Raw genomic sequence first — 14,583 nt, 5'->3', positions numbered from 1 at the left:
ATGAAACCAGATTTTGAAAAAGGAAATGGGTTAATTCCAGCGATTGTACAAGATGTCAAAACAAAGGATGTATTGATGTTAGCTTATGTCAATGAAGAGGCTTATGAAAGAATGTTGACAACCAAAGAAACTTATTTTTATTCACGTTCACGTCAGGAACTTTGGCATAAAGGAGAAACATCTGGACATTTCCAATATATTCAAGGGATGTATTTAGATTGTGATGAGGATACTTTACTGATTCTGGTTGAACAGGTTGGAGCAGCCTGTCATACTGGAGCCTATTCATGTTTCTTTCAGGAAGTCATACCTTACATTTTTGAAAAGAATATTTTTCATGAAGTTTATGATGTCATTGCAGATCGACAGGTACATCCTGTTGAAAAATCATATACAAATTATTTATTGGAACAGGGTGTTGATAAAATCTGTAAAAAAGTAGGCGAAGAAGCTAGTGAAACAATTATTGCAGCAAAAAACAACAATCAAGAAGAATTAATTGGTGAAATCAGTGATTTATTTTATCATGTATTGGTTTTGATGTATCAACAAGGTATTCAGGTTGAGGATATAGAAGAGAAATTGAGAGAAAGACATCAAATCAGTGGTAATAAAAAAGAATTTCATCAAAGAGGAGATTATTAGTGATTCTGATAATCTTTTTTGTTTTGATAAACAAATAAATTTAATGTTAAGCGCTTTCAAACTATGTTATAATGAACATATGAAGAAGAAAGGAGTATGTGTATGGGTGGTTTAAAACAAGAGTATTTAGATAAAATTGACGCTATTGTTGATAAGCATAAAGATGAGCGTGGTCCCATGAAATTAATGCTTCATGATATTCAGGATGAACTTGGATATATTCCTTTTGAAGCAATGGAAAAAATAGCTGAAGCATTAAATGTTCCCGTTTCTAAAGTTTATGGTGTTGTGACATTTTATTCACAGTTTACAACAGAACCAAAAGGTAAACATATCATTTCTGTATGTTTGGGAACAGCCTGTTATGTCAATGGTGCTCAAACGATTTTGGATTTACTCTGTGAAATGACAGAATGTGAAGTCAATTCGACAAGTGAAGATGGATTATTTTCCATTGATGCCACACGTTGTGTTGGAGCCTGTGGTTTAGCTCCTGTTGTCAGTGTTGATGGCACTGTATTTGGATGTCAAAAGCAACTGGAAGATTTGAAAATGCTGATTCTTGATTACTTAAAGGAAGAAGAACTATGTTGATGAAAGACATTATTGATATGCTGGATGCCAGGGTCATTTATATTGCTGATGAAAATATTTATGAAAAAAATTATGACAAAGGTTTTGCGACAGATTTAATGTCTGATGCTTTAGCATTATTGAAAAATGAAACTGAGGATGTTTTGTTTTTAACGGGTCTTTCTAATGTTCAGTCATTAAGAACTGCCGAAGTACTTGATTTAGATACTGTTCTTTTTGTAAGAGGAAAACCGATTGATTGTCATATTATCGAAACAGCAAAAGATTTGCATATCAATATCTTTCAAACGAATCAGACAATGTTTGAGGTATGTGGACAACTTTATAGACAAGGAATGAGATAATGAAAAAAGTTTATCAGGTAGAAAAAGATAATTATGAAGATGCTGGAAAAGTTTCTACAGATATTAAAAGAACTCTCAAATCTATTGGTATTGATCGCATTGTTCTTAAAGCTGTCGCCATTGCCTGTTATGAAGCAGAAATGAATATTGTCATCCATTCTGATGGTGGTACAGTTACTTTTGAAATTGATGATGAGGGATTGATTCAGCTCTTATTTGATGATATAGGACCAGGAATTGAAGATCTTGAATTGGCTCAAAAGCCAGGTTATTCAACTGCTTCTGCAAAAGCACGATCACTGGGATTTGGTGCAGGTATGGGATTATATAATATGAAAAGTGTAGCTTCTTTTTTTGAGATGACATCTTCAAAAGAGGGAACACATATTCGCATGACATTTCAATGAAACCTGTTATCCATTTTTTAGGTGATCACTGCACAAGTTGTATTAAATGTGTCAAATCGTGTCCTACAGAAGCTATATCTATTATCAATGGAAAAGTTGTAATTGATGATACACACTGCATTCATTGCCATGTCTGTGTTCAATCATGTCAACATAAACAGTTAAGAATAAGAGAAGTCAATCTGGAAAAAGCATTTCAACAACATGAGTATAATATTGCGTTAATACCAACATCAATACTTTCAGATTTTCAAAAATTCGATGAACTTAAAGATTTTGTTTATGCGATAAAAGAATTTCATTTTGATGAAGTTGTTCAATATAGTGATATTGAAGGACAACTTTATCAACAGGCATTACAGGATAGTTTAAACTCATCCCAGGTGATGCTGACATCATTTTGTCCAACCATTAACAGATTAATTAAACAGGAATATCCAACATTGATTGATCATCTCTTGCCTTATGATTATCCAGTCGAAATTGCGGCTAAACGTTTAAGAGAAAAATACAAGGGAAAAGATATAGGAATCTTTTCACTTTGTGAATGTGTAGGTAAATTAACACTTGCGAAAGAACCGCTTGGGAAAATGGATTCACAGATTGATTATGCTTTGAGTATTTCTAGAATGTTTCCTCATTTTAATAAACGAAAAGGGAAAGGCAAGGAAGAGATGACTATAAACGCAGATGGTATCAAAAGTAATGTCAGTGATTTATTTGGTGATCATCGTTTATCTGTGATGAGTGTTGAAGGATTATCTCAGATTCGTATGGTTTTAGATTTGATTGAATTTGATCAGTTAAAACATATTCAGCTGATTGCCTTGTATCATTGTTATCAGGGGTGTATTGGTGGCTATTATTTATGGAATAACCCATTTGAAGGACGTTTTCGTATTGAAAGTATGGTATCTCAATGTGATGCACCTGCTGTTGCATTAAAACATAATGAATATTTTAAAAAGCGTCGTGTCAATGAACAAAAACAAACTTTTAAAGAACGTATGGCCTGGTTTCATAAAGTCAATGCCATTTTAGAAACTTTGCCACAATACGACTGTGGCAGCTGTGGCTTTGCCAATTGTCGTAGTCTGGCTATGCGCATTGCCAGTGGAGAAGTGGATGATTCATTGTGTCGTGTTAAAAAGAAGGTGAAATGATGAAAGTCAAAGAGATATTACAATTACCTTTACAATCTATTAATGATGTTTCTTTCAATCAGGATATTCAGGATGTTTATATTGGTGATTTATTGAGTGTTGTCATGGCAAGTGGTCAAGAAGGTATGTTATGGTTAACTGTACAAAAGCATTTGAATGTGATTGCGATTGCTGAATTGCATGATTTTGCAGGAATTGTCTTTGTTCAAAATAACTATCCTGACAGGCAAACGATTCAAAAAGCAACGGATCTACAAATTCCATTATTTGTCAGTCAACAGGATGCTTTTCATCTTGCTAAAGAGCTGATAGCTTTAGGTTTATAGTATGTATTATGATTTACACATTCATTCTGCCTTGTCACCTTGCAGTGATGACACAATGACAATTCATAATATTTTCAATATGGCTTATATCAAAGGGTTAGATCTTATTGCGATTACTGATCATAATTCTTTAAAACAACAATATTATTTAGAAAAAGTGATTCAAAGTCCTATATTAGAAGGAAAGATCAACTTTATACATGGTGTAGAATTACAAAGCATTGAAAACATTCATATGTTAGCTTATTTTCAAAGAGGCACAGATTTAAAACCTATTCAACAGTGGATAGAACAGCATCTTATCAAACAAGAAAACGATCGCCAATATTATGGTCATCAATATATATTTGATGTCAATGATGAGATTGAAGATGAAGAACAATATTTATTACTGAATTCTTTACGTTTGAATATTTATGAAATTGTAGAAGCTATTCATCGTTTTCAAGGGATTATTATTTTAGCGCATGTACTGGCTCAAAAATATGGCATTTATGAAGTTTATCATGGGATACCAGAAGACTTAGACTATGATGGTATCGAAGTGACATGCTTAAAGGAATATCGTGATTTAAAAAAACTGTGTCCAAATGTTAAAGATGAATATGTTTTTATCAATAGTGATGCTCATCAATTGGAAGATATTCAAGAACCTATATATACCATTGATGAAGATAAATTAAAGAGATTATGGAGTCAGAGAATATGCAAGAAATCGCTATGACCATTTTAGATATTGTTCAAAATTCTATACGTGCTGGTGCTCATTTGATACACATATGGATTGTGAATAGTCAAAAAGAAAATAAAATTCATATTGAAGTTCGTGATGATGGTTGTGGTATGAATCATGACACATTACAAAAAGTGATTGATCCTTTTTATACAACACGAACAACACGTTCTATTGGTTTAGGAATTCCAATGTTTAAAGAAAGTGTGGAAATGACCGGTGGATATTTCTTTATTGATTCAAAAGAAAACAAAGGAACAACGATTATTGGTGAGTATGTCAAAAATCATATTGATACACCACCAATGGGAGATTTAGTGGAAACAGTTGTTTCCTTACTTCAATATGATGAACATATAGATTATTGTTTTCGTTACCAGGAAGATGATAGGGAATTTGTTTTAGATACACAGGAAATTAAAGAATTGCTTGAGGATGTTCCTATTAATCAACCTGAGATTATACTTTGGTTAAAAGATTATATAAAGGAGGGTATGTGGAAATGAAGTCATTAGATGAATTAAAGAAGATTAGATATGAGGCTAAAGAGAAAATGGCTATGCGTGGCAGTGGTGATCAGGATTATCGTGTTGTCGTTGGTATGGCGACTTGTGGTATTGCGGCTGGAGCACGACCTGTTTTAAATACACTTGTTGAAGAAGTCGCAAAAGCCCATTTACCTGTAACGGTTATGCAGACTGGCTGTATTGGCATGTGTGCTTTAGAACCCATTGTAGAAGTCTTTGATAAAGATAATCATAAGACAACTTATGTATTGATTGATGCTAAGAAAGCAAAGGACATTGTTTTACGTCATTTAATACATGGAGAAGTGATTGAAGAATATACAGTCGGACAATATTCAAAATAGGAGGGTAGAAAATGCCATATAAGAGAACACAAGTTTTAGTTTGTGCTGGAACCGGTTGTACAATTGGAAATTCAGGCGAATTAATTGAAGAATTTGAAAAAGAAATCAAATCAATGGGACTTGATCGAGAAATAGAAGTCTTAAGAACAGGATGTTTAGGTTTATGTGGAGCAGGACCTAATATTTCCATTTATCCAGATAATATTATTTATAAAGGTGTCAAAAAAGAAGACGTAAAAGAAATCGTTATGGAACATCTTTATAAAGGAAGACCTGTTCAGCGCCTTATGTTGAATGAGGCTGATCAGGAAACAAAAGAAATTTATGATATTAATCATACACGTTTTTATGCCAAACAAAAGCGTGTTGCTTTGCATAACTGTGGTGTCATTGATCCTGAAAATATTGAAGAATATATTGGACAGGATGGTTACTTTGCATTAGGACAGGTTTTATCACAAATGACACCTCAGGAAGTTGTCGATGTGATTAAAAAGAGTGGTCTAAGAGGACGTGGTGGAGGAGGTTTTCCAACGGGCTTAAAATGGCAGTTTGCGCTTGATGAACCTGGTGAAGAAAAATATGTCATTTGTAATGCCGATGAAGGAGATCCTGGTGCTTTTATGGATCGTTCTATTTTGGAAGGAAATCCTCACAGTGTGATTGAAGCCATGATTATTGCAGGCTATGCGATAGGAGCGCATTATGGATATATTTATATTCGTGCCGAATATCCTATTGCAGTAGAACGTTTAAAAACAGCGATTGCTCAAGCTAAAGAATTAGGATTATTAGGAAATAATATTTTTGATTCTGGTTTTGATTTTGATTTGGAAATTCGTTTAGGAGCAGGGGCATTTGTCTGTGGAGAAGAAACAGCTTTGATTCAATCTATTCAGGGTGAAAGAGGAATGCCTGTTTCTAAACCACCATTTCCAGCCCATAAAGGGGTTTGGGGAAAACCAACGATTATCAATAATGTTGAAACCTTTGCCAATATTGCGCAAATCATTTTAAATGGTGCTGACTGGTTCCGCTCTATAGGAACAGAATCATCACCAGGTACAAAAGTTTTTGCCTTGGGTGGAAAAATTAGCAATACAGGATTGGTTGAAGTCCCAATGGGAACAACGCTTCGTGAAGTGATTTATGAAATTGGTGGAGGATGTCCAAATCATAAGCGTTTTAAAGCTGTTCAGACAGGTGGACCATCTGGAGGTTGTTTGACTGAGGACCAATTGGATACACCTATTGGTTTTGATGAACTTGTTAAATTAGGATCTATGATGGGTTCTGGTGGAATGATTGTTTTAGATGAAGATAACTGTATGGTGGATGTAGCGAGATTCTATATGGACTTTATCGTTGATGAGTCATGTGGCAAATGTACACCATGTCGTGTGGGAACAAAGCGTATGTTAGAATTGCTTGAACAGATCTGTGATGGTCAGGGAACAATGGAAACATTGGATGAGCTTGAAACATTGGCGATGACTATTAAAGATACAGCTCTTTGTGGACTTGGACAATCAGCTCCTAATCCAGTTCTTTCAACCATTACACAATTTAGAGATGAATATATCGCTCACATTGTGGATAAACGCTGTCCTGCTGGAGTATGTAAGAAATTGCTTCGTTATGAAATTAATAAAGATGAATGTCGTAAATGTGGTCTTTGTGCAAGACAATGTCCTGTGGGGGCTATCAGTGGGAAGATTGGAAAAGAAGCCTTTGAAATTGATCCAGAAAAATGTATTCGCTGTGGTCTATGTATGAAAGCATGTCACTTTAAAGTCATAGAAAGAAAGTAGGTGTAGATATGTCAAAAATAAAAATAACAATTAATAATAGAGAAGTTGAAGCTTATGAAGGACAGACAGTTCTTGAAGCTGCCAAAAATAATGGCATTCATATTCCTACTTTGTGCTATTTAAAAAATGTCACTGGAACAGGAGCCTGTCGTGTCTGTCAAGTAGAGGTAGAGGGTGCCAAGACATTATGTGCAGCCTGTGTTTATCCTGTGCGTGATGGTATGGTCATTAAAACCAATTCGCAACGTGCCTTGGATGCCAGACGTAGAGTTGTAGAACTGATTGTATCTAATCATTCTAAAGACTGCTTATCATGTATTCGTAATACCAATTGCGAATTACAGCGTTTGTGTCAGGAACTTGGTGTCAGAGAAGATGCATTTGCTGGTGAAAAGAGTGAACCAACATTTGATACCGTATCACCAGGTATTGTGAGAAATACATCTAAATGTGTTTTGTGTGGACGTTGTGTTGAAACATGCACGAAAGTTCAGGGATTAGGTGTTTTAGGTTATATGAATCGTGGTTTTAAAACTAAAGTTGCGCCTATTTATGATAAAAGCTTTGATGATGTCAATTGTATGCAATGTGGACAATGTATGAATGTCTGTCCTGTTGGTGCTTTGCATGAAAAAGAAGAAATTCATTATGTCATTGAAGCCTTAAATGATCCACAAAAGCATGTTGTTGTACAAACCGCACCAGCAGTGCGTGGAGCTTTAGGTGAAGAATTTGGAATGCCAATGGGCACAAGAGTGACTGGAAAAATGGTACATGCCTTAAAATTAGTTGGTTTTGATAAAGTTTATGATACGAATTTTGGTGCAGATTTAACAATCATGGAAGAAGGATATGAATTTTTAAATCGACTACAAAATCAGGGCACTTTACCAATGATTACATCTTGTAGCCCAGGATGGGTCAACTATGTTGAACATGAATATCCAGATTTACTTGATCATCTTTCTACTTGTAAATCACCACACATGATGCTAGGAGCAATGGTAAAATCTGTTTATGCTGAGGCAAAGGGAATTGACCCTCGTGATATTTATGTGGTTTCTATTATGCCTTGTGTTGCTAAAAAGGGTGAAAAACAGCGAACTGAGAATAAAACATCTCCATATCAGGATGTCGATGCTGTTTTAACAACAAGAGAACTTGCGAAACTTATCAAGATGTTTGGTATTAATTTTAGAGATTTAAAAGATGATGATTTTGATCAGGATCTCTTTGGTGAATATAGTGGTGCAGGCGTTATTTTTGGGGCCAGTGGCGGTGTTATGGAAGCTGCTTTAAGAACAGTAGCTGATATCTTAGCTCATGAAGACCTTTCCATGATTGATTATCATGCTGTTAGAGGGGTAGAAGGAGTGAAAGAATCAACGATTAAAATTGGTGAACAAACGTTAAAAGTTGCTGTTGCGCAAAGTATGGCACTTGCTAAACCACTATTAGATGATATGAGAAATGGTGTTTCTCCATATCACTTTATTGAAATTATGGGATGTCCAGGTGGCTGCATTAATGGTGGTGGACAACCATATGTCAATGCAACGATTAGAAATAGTGGATTTAATTTCAAACAGGCCAGAGCCAAAGCTTTATATGATGAAGATATTTCATTACCTGTACGTAAATCACATAAGAATTCACAAATACAGAATTTATATAAAAACTATTTGGGTGAACCAAATAGCGAAAAGGCTCATCACTTGCTTCATACTCACTATACTAAAAAAGCAAGATTTAAATAATTAATGGAGGCTTTTATGAAGAAGTTAATGAATATATGTTTATGTATGATGACAAGTTTATTGATGGTGGGATGTCATCAGGAAAGGAGTGCTGTTCATATTTTATGTCCAACTGGAGCGCCTTCACTTGCACTGGTAGGTGAATATGAAAACATTACAAAAGATGGGAATATTCAGTTGGTTGATGGTACTGATCAGCTTATTGCTGAATTGACAAAAGCTGATAGTGAATATGACATCATTATAGCGCCTATTAATTTAGGGACACAGTTGATTGCTAAAGGACAAACAGATTATCGTTTACAGAGTGTATTGACATGGGGAAATCTTTATTATGTAGGAACATCACAAGATGCCCTGGAAAAAACAGGAGAGTTAGCTTTGTTTGGAGAAGGAGCAGTGCCTCAAAAGATTGTAGAAACAGTTGATATTCAAACACAGCTTGAACCACATTATTATTCATCAGCAACACTTGTCCAACAAAAATTATTATCAGGACAGGTGGAAGTAGGAATGCTAGCTGAACCTCTTGCCAGTGCGACTATTGCGAAAGCAAAACAATCAGAAATGAATTTATCTGTTCTTGTTGATTTACAAAAAGAGTATGGAACACAAGGATATCCTCAGGCAGCCATGTTTGTCAAAGAAGGATATCAAAATGATGAATTATTCCAGGCTATTCAAGATTTTACAGAAAACAATTATCCTGATTTAAAAGAAAAACTGGAAAGTATTGGTATTGATCAGTTAGGTTTGCCTAGTGTTGATATAACAGTGGCCTCTATTGAACGTCAAAATGTCCATTATGTTGAAGCACATCAATGTGAAGATGAAATCAAACAGTTCCTTGAACTCTTCAACATCACTTATAGCTCTGATATGTTAGTATCATGAAAAGAAAATTAACGACAGTTTTTATTCTCCTTATTTTATGGCAGATGGCTTCCTGGATGATTCAAAAGGAAGTCATCTTGCCATTTCCTGGTGATGTTTTGATGCGTATGGGCAGTTATTTGTTTAACAAGTCATTTTATATCGCTATCTTCTATACAATGATTCGTATTCTCATCAGTTTTGTTGTGGCTATGCTAGTGGGAATCACTTTAGGCATATTCAGTGGTCTTTATTCATCCTTTCGTCAGTATTTACAGCCGATAATGACTTTACTTCAGACTATTCCACAAATTGGCTATATGCTTATATTACTGGTATGGGTTGATAGTGATTTATCTTTATTACTGATTATCTTTTTTATGTTAATGCCGATCTTTTATTTCAATACTATGCATGGAATGATGCATATTGATAGTGATTTACAGGATATCATCACCTTGTATCATCATCCTTTGTACTATAATCTTCGTTATGCCTATTTACCATTGATTAAAGGTTATATTTTATCAGCTGTTGAGACATGTTTACCATTAAGTTTTAAAGTCGGTGTCATGGCAGAGGTTTTTGTTTCAGCCCAACATGGGATAGGCAAGCAATTATATCTGGCTAGGGTTCAAATTGATATGATTGGTATTTTTGCATGGATTTTATGGATGGTCATCATTGTTTGGATGCTGACAAAATTTTCAACACTTATTATGAGGTGGATTCAAAATAAAAATAAAAAATAGCGAATGTTTATGAAAATAATGTCCATACTCTTGATGAGGTGAAAATATGGATTTTAAAAATAGTCAGACAAAAGATAATTTAATGCGTGCTTTTGCAGGTGAATCACAAGCGAGAAATCGTTATACATTTGCGGGAGGATTGGCAGCCAAAAAAGGTCATCATATGTTAGCGGATGTCTTCTATTTTACAGCCAATCAGGAAAAGGAACATGCTGAAATCTTCTACAATCATTTAAAAGAGCTAACAGGTGAAACGATTGTGATTGATGGAGGATATCCTGTTGATACTTATGATGATGTCTTATCATTATTAAAGAGTGCCAGACATAATGAATATGAAGAATATGAAGATGTCTATCAGAATTTTGGAGCGATTGCAAAAGAAGAAGGTTTTCATAAGATTGCACAGGATTTTTTCAATATTGCTGAAATTGAAAAAACACATGGTGATCGTTTTGAAAAAATGGCGACGTTGTTGGAAAATGGACAACTTTATGCATCCAAACAGCCTTGTTATTGGATGTGTCTGAATTGCGGATTTATTTTTGAAGGAACACGTGCCCCTCAATTATGTCCAGTTTGTTCACATGATCAAGGTTATTTTATCAGATTAAAAGATGCTCCATTCACTTGTGAAATAGAGCAGTAAAGAAGAGGAAGAATATCTTGTTGATATTCTTTTTTTAATAGAATGATGTTAGAGCTATACTCTTATTTTTATTTAGTATATAATAAGATTAATACTGTTTAAAAAGGAAGGGGGAACTATATGAAACTTATATTACATTATCTCAAAAGATATAAAAAGTTATTGATTTTAAATATTATATCTGTCTTTGGCTTTGCTTTGGTTGAATTAGGTTTACCAACAATCATTGCTAATATGATTGATAATGGGGTTACCAATCAAAATGTGGAATATCTTTATTCTATGTGGTTTCTAGCGATTGTGATTTCAATCATTGGGGTGGCAGGAACTATTGTTTTAGGATATTGTTGTGCGAAAATTTCAACATCTATTACAAGAGATATGCGAAATGATATTTTTAGTCATATTCAAACATTTTCACCACATGAATTTAATCATTTTGGGATTTCATCATTAATTACACGTACAAATAATGATGCTTTTCAAATTCAGCTGTTTGTCAATGTCATCTTGAGAACAGCTTTATTAACACCAGTTATGGTTATCATTAGTGTTTTTATGACAATGCGTACATCATTGGAACTCTCTTTGATTATTGCCGCAACATTACCAGTGATTGTTGTAGGGGTTATCGTTGTAGCCAAAATATCAGAACCAATGTCACAAAAACAGCAGTTATCATTGGATCGTTTAAATCGTATTACAAGAGAGAATTTATCAGGCTTAAAAGTCATTAGAGCTTTTAATAATGATGCTTATGAACAAGCTCGTTTTAATCAGACAAATGATGAATTTACAAGTTATACAAGAAAGATTTTTAAACTGATGCTTTTAACACAGCCCATCTTTTATTTTTTAATGAATTTGGTTACACTTGTTATTTTTTATGTAGCCAGTCATATGATTGATGCTGGAACATTACAGGTTGGAAAACTCATTGCTTTTCAGGAATATCTTTTCCATGCCATGTTTTCAATGATGTTATTTTGTAATGTGTTTGTGATGTATCCACGTGCCGCTGTTTCAGCAAAACGTATTATGAGTGTTTTATCAACGCAAAGTGATATTAAAGATCATGTTTTACAAACACCACAATCTTCAACATCTCAACATCATTTATCTTTTCGAAATGTGACTTTTGCTTATCCTGATGGTGAGGAAGCTGTTTTAAAAAACATCTCTTTTGAAGCCCATGAAGGAGAAACGATTGCTTTTATTGGAAGTACAGGATCTGGTAAAAGTACACTGATTAATCTGATTCCACGTTTCTATGATATCAGTAGTGGAGAGATACTTATTGATGGTATTGATATACAGGATTATCGTATTGATGATTTGAGAAATAAAATTGGTTTTATTCCTCAAAAGGCTATGTTGTTTACAGGAACGATAGCTGAAAACTTACGTTATGGAAAGGCTGATGCAACTTTAGAAGAGTTAGAACATGCTGCTAAAGTTGCACAAAGCTATGATTTTATTATGGAAAAACCAAATGGTTTTGATGAAATGATTACAGAAAGTGCAACGAATGTTTCAGGAGGACAAAGACAACGTTTAAGTATTGCGAGAGCTTTAATTAGAAAACCTGAGATTTATATTTTTGATGATTCTTTTTCGGCTCTGGATTATAAAACGGATGCCATTTTACGTCATGCTTTAAAAGAAGAAACGCAACATTCTATTGTTTTCATTGTTGCTCAAAGGATTTCAACGATTAAAGATGCTGATCAGATTATTGTATTGGATGAGGGGCAAATTGTGGGGCATGGAAAACATAAGGAACTTTTACAGACATGTCCTATTTATCATGAAATTGCTTTATCACAACTCAGTGAGGAGGAATTGAACTATGAGTAAAAAATGGCAGATATTTAAAAAATCAGTCCAACAGATTTCTCCGTTTTTATCGCCCTATAAGTGGGGATTTATTATCGCTATATTCATGATTGTTGTGACATGTTTTGCATTATCTGTTGCACCTATGATTGAAGGAATGATGACTTCATTATTGATGGAAGATGCGATGGCTATGATGAATAATGTGCCAGGAGCACATGTTGAATTTGATCGTGTGATTCATATTATGGTGATGTTGTTTGGCATTTATTTATTAAAGACAATATCTCAGTCTATCACAATTACAGCCTTGACAAATTCTATTCAAAGAACTATGCATGATTTGCGAAATGCCCTGCAAGAAAAGATTAGAAAATTACCTGTTAGTTATTTTGACAAACATAAATATGGTGATGTTTTAAGTCGTATTACAAATGATGTAGATACACTTTCGAATGCCTTACAACAGACACTCACGGAAATCATAAGAGGTGTATTGATGCTGATTTTAGCTATTGTCATGATGGTGCGTATACATATTGTCATGACTTGCATTGTCTTATTGATTATTCCTGTGGCATTGGTCATTACCAAGATTATTGTCAAACGTTCGCAAAAGAAATTCCAGGCCCAGCAGGATGCTTTAGGAAACTTAAATGGTGCTATTACCGAAATGTATGGTGGTTATCGAGAAATTCTTTTGTTTAATAAACAACAAGATGCTATTAAAAAATTTAAAGATATCAATCAGACACTTTATCGTAATGCATTTCAGGCCCAATTTATGTCATCAATTATTTCACCATGTATTTCTCTTGTGACATATATGGTTATTGGAACAATTGGTTTTGTTGGGAGCTTATTTGTTTTAAATGGAAGTATACTTGTAGGAGAATTGCAGGCTTTTGTCCGCTATATATGGCAGGTTAATGATCCTATATCTCAAGTCAGCAATTTATCTTCACAAATTCAATCGGCTTTTGCGGCTTTACATAGAATATCTGAAATTTTAAATGAAACTGAAGAAAAACCAGTTGAAAATCCACAAACCTTAACCCATGCAAAAGGGCATGTTCAATTTGATCATCTTTGTTTTGGATATCATGACAAAGAAGTTTTACATGATTTGAATATTGATATTCAAAGTGGACAGATGGTAGCTATCGTTGGACCAACGGGTTCAGGAAAAACAACTTTGATTAGTTTGTTGTTACGTTTTTATGATGTAACTTCTGGTAGCATTCGCATTGATGGTGTTGATATTCGACAGATTCCAAGAGAACAGTTACGTTCTATGTTTGGGATGGTTTTGCAGGATACATGGCTATTTCATGGGACTATTTATGAAAATATACATTATGGACGTTTAGATGCCAGAAAAGATGAAGTGATTGAGGCAGCTAGACAGGCTAATGTGGATCATTTTATCAGAACATTGCCAGATGGTTATGATATGATTGTGAATGAAGAAGCCAATAATATTTCTCAAGGAGAAAAGCAATTACTGACGATTGCCAGAGCGATGTTAAAAGATCCACAAATTATGATTTTAGATGAAGCAACATCATCGGTTGATACACGACTGGAAAAGAGATTACAGGATGCTATGCAAAATGTGATGAAAGGTCGTACAAGCTTTGTGATTGCGCATCGTTTATCCACAATTAAAAATGCTGATTTGATTTTAGTCATTAAAGATGGTTACCTTGTAGAACAGGGAAAACATGAAGAATTATTGGCTCAAAATGGGTTTTATAGTCAATTATATAATGCACAATTTGTAGAAGAGTAAGGTAGTTGTATTCAACTGCCTTTTTTGTGA

Annotated in this window: 16 protein-coding genes; all 16 read left to right on the top strand. The window is 34.3% G+C overall.

The annotated features are described in order from the left end of the window. The 16 genes from hisIE (at position 1) to B5E48_RS02925 (ending at position 14,553) form a co-directional block, all read left to right on the top strand. The gene (hisIE, locus tag B5E48_RS03000; RefSeq protein WP_087243278.1) at positions 1-645 is read left to right on the top strand and encodes a bifunctional phosphoribosyl-AMP cyclohydrolase/phosphoribosyl-ATP diphosphatase HisIE; all 645 of its coding nucleotides are present in this window, start codon (positions 1-3) and stop codon (positions 643-645) included. A 102-nt stretch (positions 646-747) separates the two neighbouring features. Further along, entirely contained in the window at positions 748-1,239 is a 492-nt protein-coding gene (locus B5E48_RS02995; protein WP_087243277.1) for an NADH-quinone oxidoreductase subunit NuoE family protein, read from the top strand. After that, complete coding sequence (locus B5E48_RS02990) at positions 1,233-1,583, top strand: hypothetical protein (protein ID WP_087304046.1); 351 nt, start codon at positions 1,233-1,235, stop codon at positions 1,581-1,583. Before B5E48_RS02995 ends, B5E48_RS02990 begins: the two co-directional genes overlap by 7 nt. Then, positions 1,583-1,990 (top strand): ATP-binding protein, encoded by a 408-nt coding sequence (locus B5E48_RS02985; RefSeq protein WP_087304045.1) that lies wholly within the window; start codon positions 1,583-1,585, stop codon positions 1,988-1,990. Before B5E48_RS02990 ends, B5E48_RS02985 begins: the two co-directional genes overlap by 1 nt. Then, positions 1,987-3,153, top strand: coding sequence for a [Fe-Fe] hydrogenase large subunit C-terminal domain-containing protein (locus B5E48_RS02980; RefSeq protein ID WP_087304044.1), 1,167 nt, complete (start codon positions 1,987-1,989; stop codon positions 3,151-3,153). Before B5E48_RS02985 ends, B5E48_RS02980 begins: the two co-directional genes overlap by 4 nt. Then, positions 3,153-3,479: a hypothetical protein gene (locus B5E48_RS02975; protein WP_087243273.1), complete on the top strand. Its 327-nt coding sequence runs from the start codon at positions 3,153-3,155 to the stop codon at positions 3,477-3,479. The genes B5E48_RS02980 and B5E48_RS02975 overlap by 1 nt, the downstream gene beginning before the upstream one ends. A gap of 1 nt (position 3,480) precedes the next feature. After that, entirely contained in the window at positions 3,481-4,203 is a 723-nt protein-coding gene (locus tag B5E48_RS02970) for a PHP domain-containing protein (RefSeq protein WP_087304043.1), read from the top strand. Continuing rightward, entirely contained in the window at positions 4,185-4,718 is a 534-nt protein-coding gene (locus B5E48_RS02965; protein ID WP_087243271.1) for an ATP-binding protein, read from the top strand. Before B5E48_RS02970 ends, B5E48_RS02965 begins: the two co-directional genes overlap by 19 nt. After that, positions 4,715-5,083: a (2Fe-2S) ferredoxin domain-containing protein gene (locus B5E48_RS02960; RefSeq protein WP_087243270.1), complete on the top strand. Its 369-nt coding sequence runs from the start codon at positions 4,715-4,717 to the stop codon at positions 5,081-5,083. Before B5E48_RS02965 ends, B5E48_RS02960 begins: the two co-directional genes overlap by 4 nt. 11 nt (positions 5,084-5,094) lie before the next feature. Continuing rightward, on the top strand, positions 5,095-6,894 hold the full coding sequence (locus B5E48_RS02955) for an NADH-quinone oxidoreductase subunit NuoF (protein WP_087304042.1): 1,800 nt from the start codon (positions 5,095-5,097) through the stop codon (positions 6,892-6,894). 8 nt (positions 6,895-6,902) lie between these two features. Further along, positions 6,903-8,651 (top strand): NADH-dependent [FeFe] hydrogenase, group A6, encoded by a 1,749-nt coding sequence (locus B5E48_RS02950; protein ID WP_087304041.1) that lies wholly within the window; start codon positions 6,903-6,905, stop codon positions 8,649-8,651. A gap of 15 nt (positions 8,652-8,666) precedes the next feature. Further along, on the top strand, positions 8,667-9,545 hold the full coding sequence (locus B5E48_RS02945; RefSeq protein ID WP_087304040.1) for a hypothetical protein: 879 nt from the start codon (positions 8,667-8,669) through the stop codon (positions 9,543-9,545). Then, positions 9,542-10,276 carry an ABC transporter permease gene (locus B5E48_RS02940; RefSeq protein ID WP_087304039.1) on the top strand — a complete coding sequence of 245 codons (735 nt, stop codon included), beginning with the start codon at positions 9,542-9,544 and terminating at the stop codon, positions 10,274-10,276. Before B5E48_RS02945 ends, B5E48_RS02940 begins: the two co-directional genes overlap by 4 nt. Positions 10,277-10,322: 46 nt before the next feature. Then, positions 10,323-10,925, top strand: a complete 603-nt coding sequence (gene rbr, locus B5E48_RS02935) for a rubrerythrin (RefSeq protein ID WP_087243265.1) — start codon at positions 10,323-10,325, stop codon at positions 10,923-10,925. Positions 10,926-11,045: 120 nt separating this feature from the next. Then, the gene (locus B5E48_RS02930) at positions 11,046-12,782 is read left to right on the top strand and encodes an ABC transporter ATP-binding protein (protein WP_087304038.1); all 1,737 of its coding nucleotides are present in this window, start codon (positions 11,046-11,048) and stop codon (positions 12,780-12,782) included. Further along, positions 12,775-14,553 (top strand): ABC transporter ATP-binding protein, encoded by a 1,779-nt coding sequence (locus B5E48_RS02925; protein ID WP_087304037.1) that lies wholly within the window; start codon positions 12,775-12,777, stop codon positions 14,551-14,553. Before B5E48_RS02930 ends, B5E48_RS02925 begins: the two co-directional genes overlap by 8 nt. Positions 14,554-14,583: the final 30 nt, after the last annotated feature.

The sequence above is a fragment of the Massilimicrobiota sp. An105 genome (assembly GCF_002161155.1).
GTDB lineage: Bacteria > Bacillota_I > Bacilli_A > Erysipelotrichales > Coprobacillaceae > Allocoprobacillus > Allocoprobacillus merdigallinarum.
This window is presented reverse-complemented; position numbering and strand designations above follow the sequence as displayed.

Excerpts from the sequence above, each read along its gene's own strand:
- B5E48_RS02985 (WP_087304045.1), top strand. The coding sequence starts at position 1,583 with ATGAAAAAAGTTTATCAGGTAGAAAAAGATAATTATGAAGATGCTGGA.
- B5E48_RS02995 (WP_087243277.1), top strand. The coding sequence starts at position 748 with ATGGGTGGTTTAAAACAAGAGTATTTAGATAAAATTGACGCTATTGTT.
- B5E48_RS02975 (WP_087243273.1), top strand. The coding sequence starts at position 3,153 with ATGAAAGTCAAAGAGATATTACAATTACCTTTACAATCTATTAATGAT.
- B5E48_RS02945 (WP_087304040.1), top strand. The coding sequence starts at position 8,667 with ATGAAGAAGTTAATGAATATATGTTTATGTATGATGACAAGTTTATTG.
- B5E48_RS02930 (WP_087304038.1), top strand. The coding sequence starts at position 11,046 with ATGAAACTTATATTACATTATCTCAAAAGATATAAAAAGTTATTGATT.
- hisIE (WP_087243278.1), top strand. The coding sequence starts at position 1 with ATGAAACCAGATTTTGAAAAAGGAAATGGGTTAATTCCAGCGATTGTA.
- B5E48_RS02960 (WP_087243270.1), top strand. The coding sequence starts at position 4,715 with ATGAAGTCATTAGATGAATTAAAGAAGATTAGATATGAGGCTAAAGAG.
- B5E48_RS02955 (WP_087304042.1), top strand. The coding sequence starts at position 5,095 with ATGCCATATAAGAGAACACAAGTTTTAGTTTGTGCTGGAACCGGTTGT.
- B5E48_RS02990 (WP_087304046.1), top strand. The coding sequence starts at position 1,233 with ATGTTGATGAAAGACATTATTGATATGCTGGATGCCAGGGTCATTTAT.
- B5E48_RS02950 (WP_087304041.1), top strand. The coding sequence starts at position 6,903 with ATGTCAAAAATAAAAATAACAATTAATAATAGAGAAGTTGAAGCTTAT.
- B5E48_RS02970 (WP_087304043.1), top strand. The coding sequence starts at position 3,481 with ATGTATTATGATTTACACATTCATTCTGCCTTGTCACCTTGCAGTGAT.
- B5E48_RS02940 (WP_087304039.1), top strand. The coding sequence starts at position 9,542 with ATGAAAAGAAAATTAACGACAGTTTTTATTCTCCTTATTTTATGGCAG.
- B5E48_RS02965 (WP_087243271.1), top strand. The coding sequence starts at position 4,185 with ATGCAAGAAATCGCTATGACCATTTTAGATATTGTTCAAAATTCTATA.
- B5E48_RS02980 (WP_087304044.1), top strand. The coding sequence starts at position 1,987 with ATGAAACCTGTTATCCATTTTTTAGGTGATCACTGCACAAGTTGTATT.
- rbr (WP_087243265.1), top strand. The coding sequence starts at position 10,323 with ATGGATTTTAAAAATAGTCAGACAAAAGATAATTTAATGCGTGCTTTT.
- B5E48_RS02925 (WP_087304037.1), top strand. The coding sequence starts at position 12,775 with ATGAGTAAAAAATGGCAGATATTTAAAAAATCAGTCCAACAGATTTCT.